Source organism: Streptomyces sp. NPDC048057 (assembly GCF_040653095.1).
Lineage (GTDB): Bacteria > Actinomycetota > Actinomycetes > Streptomycetales > Streptomycetaceae > Streptomyces.
The window spans coordinates 49943-69102 of record NZ_JBEZNF010000006.1 but is presented as its reverse complement, the minus strand read 5'-3'; the positions used below and the strand labels follow the sequence as shown (position 1 = coordinate 69102).

At 73.4% G+C, this 19160-nt stretch carries 13 protein-coding genes; 11 read left to right on the top strand and 2 right to left on the bottom strand.

The features are described 5' to 3' along the window. Positions 1-81: 81 nt before the first annotated feature. Positions 82-1416: a 4-aminobutyrate--2-oxoglutarate transaminase gene (gabT, locus tag AB0E05_RS08480; RefSeq protein ID WP_361960699.1), complete on the bottom strand. Its 1335-nt coding sequence runs from the start codon at positions 1414-1416 to the stop codon at positions 82-84. Between the two features lie 495 nt (positions 1417-1911). Here gabT and AB0E05_RS08475 point away from each other — a divergent pair, with 495 nt between their 5' ends. The 11 genes from AB0E05_RS08475 (at position 1912) to AB0E05_RS08425 (ending at position 18147) form a co-directional block, all read left to right on the top strand. After that, the gene (locus tag AB0E05_RS08475; protein WP_361961062.1) at positions 1912-4023 is read left to right on the top strand and encodes an ATP/GTP-binding protein; all 2112 of its coding nucleotides are present in this window, start codon (positions 1912-1914) and stop codon (positions 4021-4023) included. Positions 4024-4170: 147 nt separating this feature from the next. Next, on the top strand, positions 4171-5778 hold the full coding sequence (locus AB0E05_RS08470) for a PucR family transcriptional regulator (RefSeq protein ID WP_361960697.1): 1608 nt from the start codon (positions 4171-4173) through the stop codon (positions 5776-5778). A 209-nt stretch (positions 5779-5987) separates the two neighbouring features. Then, a complete protein-coding gene (locus AB0E05_RS08465; RefSeq protein ID WP_361960695.1) occupies positions 5988-6947 on the top strand; it encodes an EamA family transporter in 960 nt (319 codons plus the stop codon). Positions 6948-7107: 160 nt separating this feature from the next. After that, positions 7108-8553, top strand: a complete 1446-nt coding sequence (locus tag AB0E05_RS08460; protein ID WP_361960693.1) for an aldehyde dehydrogenase family protein — start codon at positions 7108-7110, stop codon at positions 8551-8553. Positions 8554-8807: 254 nt separating this feature from the next. Beyond that, entirely contained in the window at positions 8808-10754 is a 1947-nt protein-coding gene (locus AB0E05_RS08455) for an acyl-CoA dehydrogenase family protein (RefSeq protein ID WP_361960691.1), read from the top strand. A 98-nt stretch (positions 10755-10852) separates the two neighbouring features. Next, entirely contained in the window at positions 10853-12109 is a 1257-nt protein-coding gene (gene dxr / locus AB0E05_RS08450; RefSeq protein ID WP_361960689.1) for a 1-deoxy-D-xylulose-5-phosphate reductoisomerase, read from the top strand. Beyond that, the gene (locus tag AB0E05_RS08445; protein ID WP_361960687.1) at positions 12106-13407 is read left to right on the top strand and encodes a site-2 protease family protein; all 1302 of its coding nucleotides are present in this window, start codon (positions 12106-12108) and stop codon (positions 13405-13407) included. The genes dxr and AB0E05_RS08445 overlap by 4 nt, the downstream gene beginning before the upstream one ends. 207 nt (positions 13408-13614) lie before the next feature. After that, a complete protein-coding gene (gene ispG, locus AB0E05_RS08440; protein ID WP_361960685.1) occupies positions 13615-14772 on the top strand; it encodes a flavodoxin-dependent (E)-4-hydroxy-3-methylbut-2-enyl-diphosphate synthase in 1158 nt (385 codons plus the stop codon). A 124-nt stretch (positions 14773-14896) separates the two neighbouring features. After that, complete coding sequence (locus AB0E05_RS08435) at positions 14897-15742, top strand: GNAT family N-acetyltransferase (protein ID WP_361960683.1); 846 nt, start codon at positions 14897-14899, stop codon at positions 15740-15742. Between the two features lie 62 nt (positions 15743-15804). Then, the gene (locus tag AB0E05_RS08430; protein ID WP_361960681.1) at positions 15805-16374 is read left to right on the top strand and encodes a GNAT family N-acetyltransferase; all 570 of its coding nucleotides are present in this window, start codon (positions 15805-15807) and stop codon (positions 16372-16374) included. Between the two features lie 72 nt (positions 16375-16446). Further along, the gene (locus tag AB0E05_RS08425) at positions 16447-18147 is read left to right on the top strand and encodes a proline--tRNA ligase (protein ID WP_361960679.1); all 1701 of its coding nucleotides are present in this window, start codon (positions 16447-16449) and stop codon (positions 18145-18147) included. Between the two features lie 90 nt (positions 18148-18237). Here the strand turns inward: AB0E05_RS08425 and AB0E05_RS08420 are convergent, their stop codons facing one another. Further along, entirely contained in the window at positions 18238-19122 is an 885-nt protein-coding gene (locus AB0E05_RS08420) for an aminoglycoside phosphotransferase family protein (RefSeq protein ID WP_361960677.1), read from the bottom strand. Positions 19123-19160 lie beyond the last annotated feature (38 nt).

The following is a 19160-nucleotide window of genomic DNA, read 5'->3' as shown; positions in this document are numbered from 1 at the left end:
GGCCCTGGAACGCGTCCTGAACCAGACCCCGCGACGAGCACGGGTACGAGCGCTTTCCGGCCCGCCCGGGCGCGATTCGGCTCAGACGGCCGAGAACGCCTGCTCGATGATGTCCAGGCCCTCGTTCAGCAGGTCCTCGCCGATCACCAGCGGCGGCAGGAAGCGCAGCACGTTGCCGTACGTGCCGCAGGTCAGCACCAGTAGACCCTCGGCGTGGCACGCCTTGGCGAGCGCCGCAGCGGCGGCGGCGTCCGGCTCCTTGGTGCCGCGGTCCTTCACCAGCTCGATGGCGATCATGGCGCCCCGGCCGCGGATGTCGCCGATGGCGTCGAACTTCTCCGCCATCGCCGCCAGCCGGCCCTTCATGACCTCCTCGATGCGCCGGGCCTTGCCGTTGAGGTCCAGCTCCTTCATCGTCTCGATCGAGCCCAGCGCACCGGCGCAGGCGACCGGGTTGCCGCCGTAGGTGCCGCCGAGGCCGCCCGCGTGCGCGGCGTCCATGATCTCGGCGCGGCCCGTCACGGCGGCGAGCGGCAGCCCGCCCGCGATGCCCTTGGCGGTGGTGATCAGGTCCGGGACGATGCCCTCGTCCTCACAGGCGAACCACTGGCCGGTGCGGCAGAAGCCGGACTGGATCTCGTCCGCGACGAAGACGATGCCGTTCTCCTTGGCGAACTGCGCGATCGCCGGCAGGAAGCCCTTCGCGGGCTCGATGAAGCCGCCCTCGCCGAGCACCGGCTCGATGATGATCGCGGCGACGTTGTCGGCCCCGATCTGCTTGGAGATCTGGTCGATGGCCTGCGCGGACGCCTCGGCGCCGGCGTTCTCGGCCCCGGTCGGCCAGCGGTAGCCGTACGCCACCGGCACCCGGTAGACCTCGGGCGCGAACGGGCCGAAGCCCTGCTTGTACGGCATGTTCTTCGAGGTCAGCGCCATCGTGAGGTTGGTGCGGCCGTGGTAGCCGTGGTCGAACACCACGACCGCCTGGCGCTTGGTGTAGGCGCGGGCGATCTTCACGGCGTTCTCGACGGCCTCGGCGCCGGAGTTGAAGAGCGCCGACTTCTTGGCGTGGTCGCCCGGGGTCAGCTCGGCGAGCGCCTCGGCGACCTCGACGTACCCCTCGTACGGCGTGACCATGAAACAGGTGTGGGTGAAGTCGGCGAGCTGCGCCGACGCCCGGCGCACCACGGCCTCGGCGCTGGCGCCCACGCTGGTCACGGCGATGCCGGAACCGAAGTCGATCAGCCGGTTCCCGTCGACGTCCTCGATGATGCCGCCGCCGGCGCGGGCGGTGAACACGGGCAGCACGGAGCCCACGCCCGCGGCGACCGCGGCCGTGCGGCGGGCCTGGAGCTCCACCGACTTCGGGCCGGGGATGGCGGTGACGATGCGGCGCTCCTGCGGGATCGCGGTCATGGGGGCTCCTGGGGACGGGGTTGCTGGACGGTTCCTCATCGGCAGGTTAGGCGCGGGACGGGGACGCGGGCATGCGCCGATCGGGAGTGTTGGGGGCCGGCTCCTTGTCCGTGCCGGACATAGGCCGTACGGACGCACTAGATTGACCGTGCACAAGAGGCGGGCCTGGCTGGTCAGGGGGCAGCGGTTCAGATGGAGAAGGATTCCGCGGGTACGTTCGACGCTTTCGGCGCGGGCGGCGCGCATCCCGCACCACGGGTGCCGCCCCCGAACCCGCCGCCCGTACCGCAAGGCCCCCCACCCCTTCCGTCGGCGCCGCCGCAGGTCCCCGCACGGGCCGTGCCCCGGCCCGCGGGCGAGTGGGCCGACGCGCCCGCGGCGCGCCCCGCCGTACCGGCAGTGCCCGGCCACGCGCCGGTCACCCGCCCCGCCGTCGTCGACTGGCTGCGCACGCCGCGCCCGCCGGCCGACCCCGGCGTGTGGCGCTTCGGCCACGTGCCCCGCCCCGACGAGGAGCCGGACCTGGTCCCCGGCCGCCAGCTGTTCAGTGGGGCGCTGATCGCCTTCCTGGCGGGGTGGCTGCTGTGGTCCCTGCTCTGGAACGGGTACCTGGAGGGGTGGTGGATCTTCGTCGACAACTGGTGGCTGCTGCCGATGGAGTGGATCGTCCCCGACTCCTGGAAGGTGGCGACGCACCCCCGGTTCGAGCTGTTCGTGGCCGTGACGTACCTCTACTACGGCGTCGTCATCGCCCTCATCTCCGTCGGCATGGGACGGGTGGGCAACTGGTCCGAGGTGTGGCAGCGCTTCGGCGTCCCGCTGTGGCCGCTGTTCGTCGTCGTGCCGAGCGTCTGGCGCGACATGCCGCGCGCCACCACCTGGCTCACCTGGGCGTCGAACCTCTACTACGTGCTGCTGGTGGCGTCCGTCGTGGCCGCGGTCGGCTGCGCCGGGCGGTGGCCCGCGGTCCGACGCCGGCTCCCGGGCCGGCCGGACGAGCCCGTCGCCGCCGAGCCCGGGACCGACCCCGCGACCTGGCCCGAACTGCGCGGCGCCGGACTCGGCGAGAGCGCGGAGCGACTGACAGAAGCGGCCCGCAGCGGGGCGCTCGGGGACGTGGACTACGCCCGCATCCGACGGGCCTGGCAGCAGGTCGGCGCCCGCCCGGACCGGCTGGCCGCCTTCACCGAGACCGTACGCACCCACGGCCCCGCCGCCTGTGCGCACCCCTCCGGCCTGCGGGACCTCCCGGTGCGCAGCGCCCTCCACGACCTGGCCACGGGGCAGGTGCGGATCGGGACGGCCGTCGACAGCGCCCGCAACCCGTACCCCCGCCGCACCACCGGCGTCGCGCTCGACCCCGCCCTGCTCGGCACGTCCCTGCTCGCCGTCGGGCCCTCCGGCTCCGGCAAGAGCGTGCGCCTGGTGCGGCCCGTCGTGGAGTCGCTGTGCCTGCTCGCGCTCGCCGGCCGCAGCGCCGTCGTCGCGGTCACCGCGCACGGCTCGGGGGTGGCGCCTGACGACGCCTTCGACCTCGTCATCGGCGTGGGGCGGCCCGAGGCCACCCACGACCTGGACCTGTACGGCGGTGCGGAGGACCCCGACGAGGCCGCCCGCACCCTCGCCGAGGCCCTGGTCGGCGATCTCGCGGTGACCCTCCCCGGCGGCGACAGCCGGCGCGCCGCGACCGCCCTCGCCCAGCTCATCGGCCCCTTCCGATGCGTCCACGGCCGCTTCCCGGCCGTCCCCGAGCTGCGCGAACTGCTCGGCGGCACCCCCGCCGCGCTCGACGGGCTGCGCACGGCGCTCCAGACGCAGGAGGGGCCCGCGGCAGCCGCACAGCTCAGGGAACTTGACGCCCGGGAGCGGCAGTCGACGCGCGCCGACGACGTCGGGGTGCTGCTCGCGGAGCGCGTCGCCTTCCTCGACCGCCCCGCCTTCACGGACTTCTTCCGCACCGACGGAGGCGGCCGGCAGTTCTCGCTGCGGGCCATCGAACACCCGCTGCGGGTCCGCATCGACCTGCCGGAGCGCGGTCACGCCGAGGCGTCGCGGATCGTGGCCCGGCTGCTGCTGGCCCAGTTCACGGAGGCGGCCCTGGCCCGCTCCGACCGTTCCCTGTTCGCCGCGCTCGTCCTCGACGACGCCGCGTACACCGTCACCGGCGACTCGGTCCGCGCCGTCCAGCGGCTGCGCTCCGCCAACGCGGGGGTCGTCCTCGCGCTGCGCACCCTGGAGGACGTGCCGGAGCCGCTGCGGGGGCCGCTGCTCGGCGCGGTGGGCTGCCGGATGGCGTTCTCCGGCCTCGCGCCGTGGGACGGCAACCGCTTCGCGGAGACCTGGGGCACCGAATGGGTGCAGACCCGGGACGTCACCAACCGGCAGATCATCTCCGACGAGCCGCTCACCAAGGCGCTGCACATGATGCGCCGGCTGGTCACCGGGCGGGCGACCACCGCCGAGGCGGTCACCGTGCGGGAGGTGGAGCGGGCCCGCTGGTCGGCGTCCGACCTGGCGCACCAGGTGCCGGCCGGGCACGCGGTGCTGTCCCTGACGACCGTGCGCGGGGAGCACTCACCGCCGGTCCTGGTCGACCTGCGGACCTGACGCGGCCGGGGTGGGCCGCACGAGGCGGCTCCACCCGGCCGGGACTGCTACGACCTGGCAGAATCAAGCCAGGCCGTTCCTACAGGACGGCGTGTTTCCCTCCGCTCCGTCCGGTCTCCGGTGCACCGTCCGAAGGGCCCACGGTCCATGCCCCCCACCCTCGCCAGTCTCGCCCAGCACTCCGCGCTCAAGCTCACCGTGCGCGCCGGCGAGGACCGACTGGAGCGACCGGTGCGCTGGGCGCACGTCAGCGAGCTGACCGACCCCGTCCCGTACCTCGAAGGCGGCGAGCTGCTGCTCGTCACCGCCATCACCCTCCCCGTCGACGACCGGGAGGCCATGCGCCGCTACGTCCGCCGGCTCGGCGACGCGGGCGTCGTCGGGCTCGGCTTCGGCGTCGGCGTGCACCACGAGGACGTCCCCGACGCGCTGCTCCAGGCCGCCCGCGAGGCGGACTTCCCGCTGCTGGCCGTGCCCCGCCGCACTCCCTTCCTCGCCATCAGCAAGGCGGTGTCGGCGGCCATCGCGGCCGACCAGTACCGCGCCGTGACCGCGGGCTTCGAGGCCCAGCGGGAGCTGACGCGCGCCGCGCTCGCCGAAGGGCCGGGCGCGGTGGTGGCCAGGCTCGCCGGGTACGTCCACGGCTGGGCCGCGCTGTACGACGCGTCCGGCGCGGTCGTCACCGCGTCGCCCGAGTGGGCGGCGCGCCGGGCGGCCAAGCTCGCCGTCGAGGTGGAGCGGATGCGACAGCGCGCCGCGCCGGCCGGCGCCGTCGTCGCGGACACCGGCACCGGCGACGACCGGGTCGAGATCCAGTCGCTGGGCACCGGGCGCCGGGTCAGGGGAGCGCTCGCGGTGGGCACCGGGGCGCCGCTGGGCACCGCCGAGCGGTACGCGGTGCACTCCGCCGTCGCCCTGCTGACCCTCGCCACCGAGCGCACCCGCTCGCTCCAGCGGGCCGAACAGCGGCTCGGCGCGGCGGTGTTGCGGATGCTGCTCGCGGGCGCGCCCGAGCACGCCCGCTCGGTCGCCGGCGAGCTGTACGGGACGCTGCTCGACGCCCCCTTCCGGCTGCTGGTCGTCGAGCCGGTGGGTGGGCGGGGCGAGGCCGGTGGGGAGCTCGTCGAGACGCTGGAGGCGGCGGCGTCCCGGGCCGGTGAACCCGTGCTGGTCGTGGCGGAGTCGGCGGACGCACCGGACGGCACCGGGCAAGGCGCGGGCGACGACGGGGGCGCGGGTCGGCTCGTGGTGCTCGCCGACGACGGGGGAGCGGCGCTGGCCGCCTGCCTCGCGACGTACGAAGGTCGGGAGGCAGAGGACGCCGGCCTCTTCGCGGGGCTGTCCTCCCCGGCGGGCCCGGCCCAGGCGGCCGGGGCCCAGCAACAGGCCGAGCAGGCCCTGTCGGTGGCCCGGCGCCGTGGCCGCGCGCTCGTCGAGCACGGGGAACTGGCCGCGGACTCCGTCCTCCCGCTGCTCGCGGACGACGCGGTGCGCGCCTTCGCGGACGGTCTGCTGCGTCCGTTGTACGAGCACGACGCGACCGGCCGCGGCGACCTCGTCGCCTCCCTGCGCGCCTGGCTGTCGCGGCACGGCCAGTGGGACGCCGCCGCGGCCGACCTCGGGGTGCACCGGCACACGCTGCGCTACCGGATGCGGCGCGTGGAGGAGATCCTGGGGCGCTCGCTGGACGATCCGGACGTCCGCATGGAGCTGTGGCTGGCGCTGAAGACGACGGCGGGCCCCGCCCCCGAGTAGCCCGCCGAGCGGGCTTTCCGGCCCGCCCTTCCCGTAGCGCGCTCCCAGGTCGACGGCCGAAAACCGCCAGCGTGCCCGAACGCGGGCAAATACCTTGGCAGTCGGGCCTGTCAGTACCTAAAGTCTCGTCGTTGCTGACGTCCGGCTCGGATGTGCCCTGGGGCCGGGCAGTTGTCCGGCTTCGTCCGGGTAGTTTCGAGAAGGATCTGATGACCCGTCCCGCCGCCTCCGTCACGGGCACCCCGCAGACCCCCGCCGCTCTGTCGAACGCCGCCCCCGCCCGCCGGATCACCGGCGCCGTCTGGGCCGCGCTCGCCATCGTCTACGTCGTCTGGGGCTCCACCTACCTCGGCATCGCGATCACCGTCGAGACGATGCCGCCCTTCCTCTCCGCCGGCGCCCGCTTCGCCCTCGCCGGCCTGCTGCTCGCCGCCCTCGTCGCCTGGCGCCAGGGCCCGGCCGCGCTCAAGGTCACCGGGGCGCAACTCGCCTCCGCCGCGACCGTCGGACTGCTGCTCCTGCTCGGCGGCAACAGCCTCGTCGTCCTCGCCGAGACCGCCATCCCCTCCGGCCTCGCCGCCCTCCTCGTCGCCATCGTGCCCGCCTGGGTCGTCGTGCTGCGCCGGGCGACCGGCGAGCGGCCGGGCGTCGGCGCGTACACCGGCGTCGCCGTCGGGCTCGCGGGCCTCGCGGTCCTCACCCTCCCCGGCCTCAGCGGCGACGTGCGCCTGTGGGGCGTCCTGATCGTCATCGGCGCCACCGTGAGCTGGTCCGTGGGCTCCTTCGTCTCCTCCCGGATACCGATGCCGGCGAACCCGTTCGCCGCCAGTGCGTACGAGATGGTCGCCGGCGGCATCGGCTGCGCCCTGGTGGGCCTGGGGCGCGGCGAGCACCTCGACTTCGCCGTCTCCGAGGTCTCCACCCGCTCCTGGGTCGCCCTCGCCTACCTGGTCGTCTTCGGCTCCCTCGTCGCCTTCACCGCGTACGCCTGGCTGCTGCACTCCGCGCCGCTCTCGCTCGTCGCGACCTACGCGTACGTCAACCCGGTCGTCGCCGTGCTGCTCGGCGCCCTCGTCCTCAGCGAGCCGGTGACCTGGCCGATCGCGCTCGGCGGCGGGATCGTGGTTGCGGCGGTCTGCCTGATCGTGAGCACGGAACGCCGCGGCTGACCCCCGGACGGCGCCGCCACCGGCGCCCCTGCGGCGCCGCACCCGCCAAAGCGTCGCGTACCGCGCACCGACCACTCCACCTCGGACAAACCCCCGAAGCTCCCCGCGCACCTACCGTGGGAGCACGCACGCGCCACCTCTACCTCGGAAGGGTCGGGACATGACTTCCACCCACGCCTTCTGGCTCGCCGGTCGCCAGGCCACCGGCGAGACCACGTTCGACGTCACCAACTCGTGGGACGGGCGCCTCGTCGGCACGGTCTCCGTGCCCACCGATGCGCAGGTCGAGGAGGCCGTGGCCGCGGCGCACGCGGTGCGGGACGAGTTCGCCGCCACCCCTGCGCACGTACGCGCCGCCGCGCTCGACCACGTCTCGCGCCGGCTCGCCGAGCGCACCGAGGAGATCGCCGCGCTGATCTCCGCCGAGAACGGCAAGCCGATCAAGTGGGCCCGCGGCGAAGTCGGCCGGGCGGTCTCCGTGTTCCGCTTCGCGGCCGAGGAGGCCCGGCGCTACAACGGCGGCGACGCCCAGCGCCTGGACACCGACGCCGGCGGCGTCGGCCGCCTCGCGCTGACCCGCCGCGTCCCCCGGGGCGTCGTCCTCGGCATCGCGCCCTTCAACTTCCCGCTGAACCTCAGCGCGCACAAGGTCGCCCCGGCCATCGCCGTCGGCGCGCCGATCATCCTCAAGCCGGCGCCGGCGACCCCGCTCTCCTCGCTGGTCCTCGGCGAGCTGCTGGCCGAGACGGACCTGCCGACCGGCTCCTGGTCCGTGCTGACGGTCCCCAACGACCGCATGCCCGCCCTCGTCCAGGACGAGCGGCTGCCGGTGATCTCCTTCACCGGCTCCGGCCCGGTCGGCTACGCGATCATGGAGTCGGTTCCGCGCAAGCACACCACCCTGGAGCTGGGCGGCAACGGCGCGGCCGTCGTCCTCGGCGACTGGTCCAGCGAGGCCGACCTGGACTGGGCGGCGAGCCGGATGGCCACCTTCTCCAACTACCAGGGCGGCCAGTCCTGCATCTCCGTCCAGCGCGTGATCGCGGACGCCTCCGTGTACGACCGGCTGCTGCCCAAGCTCGTCGCGGCGGTCGAGGCGCAGGTCACCGGCGACCCCTCCGACGAGGCCACCGACGTCGGCCCGCTGGTCAGCGAGGACGCCGCCCGACGCGTCGAGTCCTGGGTGGACGAGGCCGTCACCGCGGGCGCCGCGCTGCTCACCGGCGGCAAGCGCGACGGCGCCAGCTACGCGCCGACCGTGCTCGCCGACGTCCCGGCGGACGTCACCCTCGCCAGCGAGGAGGTCTTCGGACCCGTCCTGACCGTCACCAAGGCCGACGGCGAGGCCGCTGCCTTCGCCGCCGTCAACGACTCCAAGTACGGCCTCCAGGCGGGCGTCTTCACCCACGACGTCCAGACCGCCTTCCGGGCCCACCGCGCGCTGGAGGTGGGCGGCGTGATCATCGGCGACGTACCCTCGTACCGCGCCGACCAGATGCCGTACGGCGGGGCCAAGCAGTCCGGCGTCGGCCGCGAGGGCGTCGCGTACGCGATGGACGACTACACCTACGAGCGCGTGCTGGTCCTGACCGGTCTCGCCCTCTGACCCCCACGTCCCGCGGGAGGAATCCCGCGGGACCCTCCCGCTTCGCGGGACCCGACGGCCGGAGCCCTACTGTGCGGGGGCTCCGGCCGTCGCCGTTCCCGTCCACCCCGCCGCCCGGCACCCGTAGCTCCACCGGCGCCTCGGAGATGGTGCAGCCGCCTACCATCGGGTAGTACCAATGAGGAGAACCGATCGGTAGCCGCATCCCGGCCGCCCCAACGCCCGCTCAACCGAACCGCGGCGAGGTGGACCTCATGACCGCACCACTGGAGAAGGACCGACCCCCCAGGGTCACCGAGCGCGAGGCCCGGCAGGTCGCCGAAGCCGCCCGGGAACAGGACTGGCGCAAGCCGAGCTTCGCCAAGGAACTCTTCCTCGGCCGCTTCCGGCTCGACCTGATCCACCCCCACCCCCTGCCGTCCGGCGAGGACGTCCGACGCGGCGAGGAGTTCCTCTCCCGGCTCCGCGCGTTCTGCGAGACCGAGGTCGACGGCGCCCGGATCGAGCGCGAGGCCCGCATCCCCGACGAGGTCATCCGCGGCCTCAAGGAACTCGGCGCGCTCGGCATGAAGATCGACCCCAAGTACGGCGGCCTCGGCCTCACCCAGGTCTACTACAACAAGGCCCTGATGCTGATCGGCTCCGTCAGCCCGGCGATCGGGGCGCTGCTCTCGGCGCACCAGTCCATCGGCGTGCCGCAGCCCCTGAAGACCTTCGGCACCCAGGAGCAGAAGGACGCCTTCCTGCCCCGGCTGGCCCGCAGCGACATCTCCGCCTTCCTGCTGACCGAACCGGACGTCGGCTCGGACCCGGCGCGGCTGGCCACCACCGCCGTGCCCGACGGCGACGACTACGTCATCGACGGCGTCAAGCTGTGGACGACCAACGGCGTCGTCGCCGACCTGCTCGTCGTCATGGCCCGCGTCCCCGCGTCCGAAGGCCACAAGGGCGGCATCACCGCCTTCGTCGTCGAGGCCGCCAGCGAGGGCGTCACCGTCGAGCACCGCAACGCCTTCATGGGCCTGCGCGGCCTGGAGAACGGCGTCACCCGCTTCCACCGCGTCAAGGTCCCCGCCGCGCACCGCATCGGCCCCGAAGGCGCCGGCCTCAAGATCGCGCTCACCACCCTCAACACGGGCCGGCTCTCGCTGCCCGCGATGTGCGTCGGCGCCGGCAAGTGGAGCCTGAAGATCGCCCGCGAGTGGTCCGCCGTGCGCGAGCAGTGGGGCCGGCCCGTCGCCCGCCACGAGGCCGTCGGCGCGAAGATCTCCTTCATCGCCGCCACCACCTTCGCCCTGGAGGCCGTCGTCGACCTCGCCTCCCAGATGGCCGACGAGGACCGCAACGACATCCGCATCGAAGCGGCCCTCGCCAAGCTCTACGGCTCCGAGATGGCCTGGCTGATGGCCGACGAACTCGTCCAGATCCGCGGCGGACGCGGCTACGAGACGGCCGCCTCGCTCGCCGACCGCGGCGAACGGGCCGTCGCCGCCGAGCAGTTGCTGCGCGACCTGCGCATCAACCGGATCTTCGAGGGCTCCACCGAGATCATGCACCTGCTGATCGCCCGCGAGGCCGTCGACGCCCACCTCAAGGTCGCCGGCGACCTGATCGACCCGGACAAGTCCCTGGGCGACAAGGCGAAGGCGGGCGCCCAGGCCGGTGCGTTCTACGCACGCTGGCTGCCGAAGCTGATGGCGGGACCCGGCCGGCTCCCCGGCTCGTACCAGGAGTTCCACCCCGCCGGCCACGCCGACCTCGCCACCCACCTGCGGTACGTGGAGCGCGCCTCCCGCCGGCTCGCCCGCGCCACCTTCCTCGGCATGGCGCGCTGGCAGGGCCGGATGGAGACGAAGCAGGGCTTCCTCGGCCGGATCGTGGACATCGGCGCCGAACTGTTCGCCATGAGCGCCGCGTGCGTCCGCGCGGAGCTGCTGCGCGCCGGCGAGGGCCACGGCCGGGAGGCGTACCAGCTCGCGGACGCGTTCTGCCGACAGTCCCGGATCCGGGTGGAAGAGCTGTTCGACCGGCTCTGGCGCAACACCGACGACCTGGACCGCAAGGTCGTCGCCAAGGTGCTCTCCGGTGCGTACGCCTGGCTGGAGGAGGGCGTCGTCGACCCCAGCGGGGACGGGCCCTGGATCGCGGACGCGGCTCCCGGCCCCTCGGAGCGGGAGAACGTCCACCGGCCGATCCGCTGAGCGCCGACCGCCCCCGCGCATGGGGGTCCCCGTACGCCCGGGGGCGGTCTGGGGGTCCCCCCACGCCCCCGGGCGTGGAAGGCGGACACAATGGGGGGATGAGCGACCGCCCATCCCCCCTTGCCGATCCGCACGTCGTCTTCGCCCCCGAGTCGGGCACGGGCCCCCGGGACGTCGTCGTCCTCGGCTCCACCGGCTCCATCGGCACCCAGGCCATCGACCTCGTGCTGCGCAACCCCGACCGGTTCCGCGTCACCGCGCTGTCCGCCGCGGGCACCCGGGCCGAGCTGCTGGCCGAGCAGGCGCGCCGGCTGCGGGTGGCGACGGTCGCCGTGGCCCGCGAGGACACCGTGCCCGCGCTGCGCGAGGCGCTCGCCGCCCAGTACGGGACCGAACCGCAGCCCGAGATCCTGGCCGGCCCGGACGCCGCCACCGAACTCGCCGCCTCCGACTGCCACACCGTCCTCAACGGCATCACGGGCTCCATCGGCCTCGCCCCGACCCTCGCCGCGCTCCGGGCCGGCCGCACCCTCGCCCTCGCCAACAAGGAATCGCTCATCGTCGGCGGGCCGCTGGTGCGGGAGCTGGCCGCGCCCGGGCAGATCATCCCGGTGGACTCGGAGCACGCCGCACTCTTCCAGGCCCTCGCCGCCGGCACCCGCGCCGACGTGCGCAAGCTCGTCGTCACCGCGTCCGGCGGCCCCTTCCGCGGCCGTACGCGCGCGGAGCTCGCCGACGTCACGCCCACCGACGCCCTCGCGCACCCCACCTGGGCCATGGGCCCGGTGATCACGGTCAACAGCGCCACCCTGGTCAACAAGGGCCTGGAGGTGATCGAGGCCCATCTGCTGTACGACATCCCGTTCGACCGCATCGAGGTCGTCGTCCACCCGCAGTCCTACGTCCACTCGATGGTGGAGTTCACGGACGGATCGACCCTCGCCCAGGCCACCCCGCCCGACATGCGCGGCCCCATCGCCATCGGCCTCGGCTGGCCCGAGCGCATCCCGGACGCAGCCCCCGCCTTCGACTGGACCACCGCCTCCACCTGGGAGTTCTTCCCCCTCGACACGGTGGCCTTCCCCTCCGTGTCGCTCGCCCGGCACGTGGGCGAGCTGGGCGGCACGGCCCCCGCCGTCTTCAACGCGGCGAACGAGGAGTGCGTTGACGCGTTCTTGGCCGGCGGGCTGCCGTTCAACGGAATCATGGATACGGTCACGGATGTCGTCGCCGAACACGGCGCCCCCGGCGGGGGAACCCTCCTGACGGTGGACGACGTTCTGGAGGCGGAGACCTGGGCGCGGGCCCGGGCCCGTGAACTGGCGGCGAAGGCCACCGCGGAGGCGCGCGCATGACGATGTTGTTGACGGTGCTGGGCATCGTGATGTTCGCCGTCGGGCTGCTGTTCTCCATCGCCTGGCACGAGCTGGGCCACTTCACCACCGCCCGGATGTTCGGCATCCGCGTGCCGCAGTTCATGGTCGGCTTCGGCCCGACCCTGTGGTCCCGCAAGAAGGGCGAGACGGAGTACGGCATCAAGGCCATCCCCCTCGGCGGCTACATCCGCATGATCGGAATGTTCCCGCCCGGCGCGGACGGCCGGATCGAGGCCCGCTCCACCTCGCCGTGGCGCGGCATGATCGAGGACGCCCGCTCGGCCGCGTACGAGGAGCTGGAGCCCGGCGACGAGCACCGCCTCTTCTACGCGCGCCGGCCGTGGAAGCGGCTGATCGTGATGTTCGCCGGGCCGTTCATGAACCTGGTGCTCGCCGTGGCGATCTTCCTCGGGGTGGCGATGAGCTTCGGCTTCTCCACCCAGACCACCGAGGTCGCCGGCGTCCAGCAGTGCGTGATCGCCCAGAGCGACAACCGGGACAACTGCGTCGCCGGCGACCCGGTCTCCCCGGCCAAGGCGGCCGGGCTCCAGGAGGGCGACAAGATCGTCGCCTTCAACGGAACGCCCGTCGACGACTGGTCCACGCTCTCCGACCGCATCCGCGACACCATCGGCCCCGCCACCCTCACCGTCGACCGCGGCGGCCAGGAAGTCGTCCTGAGCGCCACGCTCGAAAAGAACATGGTGGCGAAGAAGGACGCGGACGGCGAGGTCGTCCCCGGTGAGTTCGTCCCCGCCGGCTACCTCGGCTTCGCCGCCAGGACCGAGATCCTGCCGCTCTCCTTCGGCGAGTCCGTCGACCGCATGGGCGGCATGATCGAGAACGGCGTGGAGTCGATGGTGGCCCTGCCGTCCAAGGTCCCCGACCTGTGGAACGCGGCCTTCGCCGAGGGCGAGCGCAAGGACGACTCCCCGGTCGGCGTCGTCGGCGCGGCCCGCATCAGCGGCGAGGTCATGACCCTGGACGCACCGGCGCAGAACCTCTTCGCGATGTTCCTGATGCTGCTCGCGGGGTTCAACCTCTCGCTGTTCCTCTTCAACATGCTCCCGCTGCTGCCGCTCGACGGCGGACACATGGCGGGCGCGCTGTGGGAGTCGGTGCGGCGCCGGATCGCCCGGCTCTTCCGCCGGCCCGACCCCGGCCCCTTCGACGTGGCCAAGCTGATGCCGGTCGCGTACGTGGTCGCCGGCGTCTTCATCTGCTTCACCCTGCTCGTCCTCGTCGCCGACATCGTCAACCCCGTCAAGATCACCTAGCCGGCCCGATCGAGACGCTCCGTGTCCGCGCGACCACGCGGGCGCGGGCACGCTACGGCGACCGGGCGCACATGTGCTCGGTCGCCACGACAATTGCGCACGGTTCGGGCGCGCGATGTGCTCCCCGTAACCCCTGTGACGTAATCTCGAAAACCGGAGCCCGCCGATTTCCGGGGCCACGATCCACTCCTTGGGGTTGCACAGCAGATGACCGCGATTTCTCTCGGTATGCCGTCCGTTCCGACCAAGCTCGCCGACCGCCGCGTCAGCCGCAAGATCCAGGTCGGCTCCGTGGCGGTGGGCGGCGACGCCCCCGTGTCGGTCCAGTCCATGACCACCACGCGGACCTCCGACATCGGGGCCACGCTCCAGCAGATCGCGGAGCTCACCGCCTCCGGCTGCCAGATCGTGCGGGTCGCCTGCCCGACGCAGGACGACGCGGACGCGCTCGCCACCATCGCGCGCAAGTCGCAGATCCCGGTGATCGCCGACATCCACTTCCAGCCCAAGTACGTCTTCGCCGCCATCGACGCCGGCTGCGCCGCGGTCCGCGTCAACCCCGGCAACATCAAGCAGTTCGACGACAAGGTCAAGGAGATCGCGGCGGCGGCGTCCGCCTCCGCCACCCCGATCCGCATCGGCGTGAACGCCGGCTCCCTGGACCGCCGACTGCTGGAGAAGTACGGCAAGGCCACCCCCGAGGCCCTCGTCGAGTCGGCGCTGTGGGAGGCGTCCCTCTTCGAGGAGCACGGCTTCACCGACATCAAGATCTCCGTGAAGCACAACGACCCCGTCGTGATGGTGAACGCCTACCGCCAGCTCGCCGCCCAGTGCGACTACCCGCTGCACCTCGGCGTCACCGAGGCGGGCCCCGCCTTCCAGGGCACGATCAAGTCCGCGGTCGCCTTCGGCGCGCTGCTGAGCGAGGGCATCGGCGACACCATCCGGGTGTCCCTGTCCGCGCCGCCCGCCGAGGAGGTCAAGGTCGGCATCCAGATCCTGGAGTCGCTCAACCTCCGCCAGCGCCGGCTGGAGATCGTCTCCTGCCCGTCCTGCGGCCGGGCGCAGGTGGACGTGTACAAGCTCGCGGACGAGGTCACGGCCGGCCTGGAGGGCATGGAGGTGCCGCTGCGCGTCGCCGTGATGGGCTGCGTGGTGAACGGCCCCGGCGAGGCCCGCGAGGCCGACCTCGGCGTCGCCTCCGGCAACGGCAAGGGCCAGATCTTCGTCAAGGGCGAGGTCATCAAGACCGTGCCCGAGTCGAAGATCGTGGAGACCCTCATCGACGAGGCGATGAAGATCGCCGAGCAGATGGAGAAGGACGGCGTCGCCTCCGGCGAGCCCTCCGTCTCGATCGGCGTCTGACGCCCCGCACGCGCCGCCGGCCCCCTCGTTCCCGGGAACGAGGGGGCCGTATCTACGCTCGGCACCCGGCGCAGCCGCCGGGTACAGTGCGGAGATCAGCAGACCGTACGGTGAGGCCCCCCACGTGTTGACGCAGACCACCACCCGGGTCCTCGAACCCGGCGACCTCGGCGCCGCGCTCGCGGTGCTGGAGAGCGAGCCCGTGACGAATGCTTTCGTCACCTCCCGGGTCCAGGTCGCCGGGCTCGACCCCTGGCGCCTCGGCGGCGAGATGTGGGGTTGGTACACCGACGGACGGCTCCGCTCGCTCTGCTACTCCGGCGCCAACCTGGTGCCCGTCTGCGCCACCCCCGAGGCCGTGCGCGCCTTCGCCGACCGGGCCCGCAGGACCGGTCGCCGCTGCTCCTCGATCGTCGGCCCGGCCGAAGCCACCGCCCAGCTGTGGCGGCTGCTGGAGCCGAGCTGGGGCCCGGCCCGGGACGTACGCCCCCACCAGCCGCTGATGGTGGCCGACGGCCCCTCCGCCGACATCGATCCCGACCCGTACGTCCGGCGCATCCGCAAGGACGAGATGGACGTGATCATGCCCGCGTGCGTGGCCATGTTCACGGAGGAGGTCGGCGTCTCGCCCATGGCGGGCGACGGCGGACTGCTCTACCAGGCCCGCGTCGCCGAACTCGTCGGCTCCGGCCGCTCCTTCGCCCGGATCGAGGACGGCCGGGTCCTCTTCAAGGCCGAGATCGGCGCCGCCACCACCCAGGCGTGCCAGATCCAGGGCGTCTGGGTCGACCCGGAGTTCCGCGGCCGACGCCTGTCCGAGGCCGGCATGGCGGCCGTGCTGCGGTACGCCCTCGCCGACGTCGCGCCCGTCGTGAGCCTGTACGTCAACGACTACAACGCCCCCGCCCGGGCCTCCTACCGCCGCGTCGGCTTCCGCGAGGTCGGCGCGTTCATGAGCGTCCTGTTCTGACCGGGCCCCCAGGGCGTGGGCCGGCCGTTCAGCGCTGACGCCCCGGCCAGTAGGGTGCGCGCATGGCATCAGTCCCCGGCGGCCCGCCCCAGTTCCCCCACGTCACGGTCGCCACCGTCGACCTCGCCTCCCGGCTCGACGAGGCGCTCATGGTGCAGGCCCTCGCCTTCGGCCTCACCCAGGGCGAGATCGACGTACGGCGCCACATCGTTCACCGCCACCTCCAGCAGCCGGGCGCCCGCGCGCTTGGCGCGCTCACCGACACCGACCGCCTCGTCGGCTTCGTGTACGGGATGCCCAACGACCGCCGCCACTGGTGGTCCACCGTCGTCGAGCCCCATCTGCGCCGCACCGGCACCGAGGGCTGGCTCGACGACGCGTTCGTCATCACGGAGCTGCACGTCCATCCCCGTTTCCAGGGGCGCGGCATCGGCCGCGCGCTGATCACCACGATCACCGATGCCGCGGTCGAGCCCCGGTCCATCCTCTCCGCCATCGACGTCGAGTCCCCGGCCCGCGGCCTGTACCGGAGCCTCGGTTACGTGGACCTCGCGCGCCAGGTCCACTTCCCGAGCGCCCCCCGTCCCTACGCCGTGATGGGCGCCCCGCTGCCGCTGCTGCGCGACAACTGATTACCGTCCCCCGCCGCCAGGGGGCTAACCTCCTGCACATCACCTTCAGGTTCTTCACGCAGGAGATTCCCCATGGCAGCCCAGGTCCAGCGCATGTCCCGTCTGATGGTCAAGACACTGCGCGACGACCCGGCGGACGCGGAGACGCTCAGCCACAAGCTCCTGGTCCGCGCCGGCTACGTGCGGCGCAACGCGGCCGGCATCTGGTCCTGGCTGCCGCTCGGCAAGCAGGTCCTGGAGAACATCACCCGCGTGGTGCGCGAGGAGATGGACGCCATCGGCGCCCAGGAGGTGACGCTGCCCGCGCTGCTGCCCAAGGAGCCGTACGAGGCGTCCGGCCGCTGGGACGAGTACGGCGCCGAGCTGTTCCGCCTCAAGGACCGCAAGGGCGGGGACTACCTCCTCGGCCCCACCCACGAGGAGATCTTCACCCTCCTCGTCAAGGACCAGTGCACGTCCTACAAGGACCTGCCGGTGATCCTCTACCAGATCCAGTCGAAGTACCGCGACGAGGCCCGCCCCCGGTCGGGCATCCTGCGCAGCCGCGAGTTCCTGATGAAGGACTCGTACTCCTTCGACACCACGGACGAGGGCCTGGCGCGGTCGTACGCGCTGCACCGCGAGGCGTACATCCGGATCTTCGAGCGCCTGGGGCTGGAGCACCGGATCGTCTCCGCCGTCTCCGGCGCGATGGGCGGCTCGGCGTCCGAGGAGTTCCTGGCGCCCGCCGCGGCCGGCGAGGACACCTTCGTCGACTGCCCCGCCTGCGACTACGCGGCGAACACGGAGGCCGTCACCTTCACCGCGCAGGTCGACGCGGCCGTGCAGGTCGGGGCCGTCGAGGAGCTGGACACCCCCGACACCCCCACGATCGAGACCCTGGCCGCGCACCTCGGCGTGCCCGCGTCCGCCACCTTGAAGAACCTGCTCGTCAAGGTCGACGGCGAGATCGTCGCGGTCGGCGTCCCCGGTCACCGCGAGGTCGACCTGGGCAAGCTCGGCGACCACCTCGCCCCCGCCGCGGTGGAGCTGGTCACCGCCGAGGACTTCACCGGCCGCCCCGACCTGGTCCGCGGCTACGTCGGCCCGCAGGGCCTGGACAAGGTGCGCTACCTCGCCGACCCGCGGGTGGCCGCCGGCACCGCCTGGATCACCGGCGCCAACAAGGAGGGCGTCCACGCGAAGAACGTGGTCGTCGGCCGCGACTTCGAGGTCGACGAGTACGTCGACGTGGTCGTCGTCGAGGAGGGCGACCCCTGCCCCAAGTGCGGCACCGGCCTGAAGCTGGACCGCGCCATCGAGATCGGCCACATCTTCCAGCTCGGCCGCAAGTACGCCGACGCCTTCCAGCTCGACGTCCTCGGCCAGAACGGCAAGCCCGAGCGCGTCACGATGGGGTCGTACGGCGTCGGCGTCTCGCGCGCGGTCGCCGCCCTCGCCGAGCAGACCGCCGACGAGCAGGGCCTGTGCTGGCCCGCCGAGATCGCCCCCGCGGACGTCCACGTCGTCGCCGCCGGCAAGGCCCTCCAGACCGAGTTCGCCCTCACGGCCGCCGAGCAGCTCGCCGCCGCCGGCCTGCGCGTCCTGGTCGACGAGCGCCCCGGCGTCTCGCCCGGCGTCAAGTTCACCGACGCCGAGCTGATCGGCGTGCCGAAGATCCTGGTCGCCGGCCGTCGCTCCGGTGACGGGATCGTCGAGCTGAAGGACCGCCGCACGGGCGAGCGCGAGGAACTGCCGCTGGCCGAGGCCGTCGCCAAGCTCAGCGCCTCCTGACGCACGACCCGCCCGTACGGTCCGAAGGCCGCGTCCCCACCGGGGGAACGCGGCCTTCGCGACGTCACGGGAGCTTCGCCCCCCGGCGGCTCACAGCCAGGACGCGAACTCCAACAGCCCTTCCCCCTGCTGCCGGCGGCCCGCCCGCACCGCCCGCAGCGCCGACTCCACCGCCCTGAACAGCGTCCAGCCGCGCAGCCGGTCCGCGTCCAGGTCCAACGAGTCCGCCAGCTTGTTCACCCGGCGCCGCGCAGCGGACGCCCCCGACGCGGCGGCGACCAGGTCCTCCGCCCGGTCGCGGGCCAGCCGCGCCAGGTCGTAGGCGCGCTCGCCGACGAGCGGCTCGGGCCCCACGGTCAGCCAGGGCGCGCGCTCACCGGCCAGCACCTTGCCCTGCCGGAAGCGGCCGTGCAGCACGAAGAGGTCGTCCTCGGGCGCCGAGCCCACCAGCTCGTCCCGGGCGCTCAGCGCCGCCGACACCAGCGGATCGTCCGCGGCGTCCGCCCGCAGCAGCCCGGCCCGCGCCTGCGTACGGTCGGCGACGGACTCGAAGCCGTGCCCGGCGGGCGGCGGCACCCACAGGCGCCGCACCGTCCCGGCCGCCTCCAACAGCGCCTTCGCCTCCGGCAGCGACCGCAGGGACACCTCCGGACGCAGCCGCTCCAGCACCATCCCCCCGTCGACCGCGCCCAGCACCCGCACCGCGCCGAAGCCGTCCCACAGCTCCAGCGCCGCCCGCTCAAGATCGGGCGCGGCGGACGGCGGCGCCAGCTTCAACGCGGCGGGCGTCCCGTCGGCGAGCCGCACCAGGAGGACGAGCCCCCTGCGTCCGCCGGGGACCACGACCCGCTCGACGTCCAGGTGCGCCCGGGTCGTGGTCTCCTCGACGCGCTCCGCCAGCCCGCCCAGCCAAGCCCCGTCGTCGCCGCGCTCGCCGAGCGCCCGCACCAGACGTCCAGGCGCTTGCAGATCCATGCGTACGCGACTTCCTCTCACTCCACTCGACACCGGCC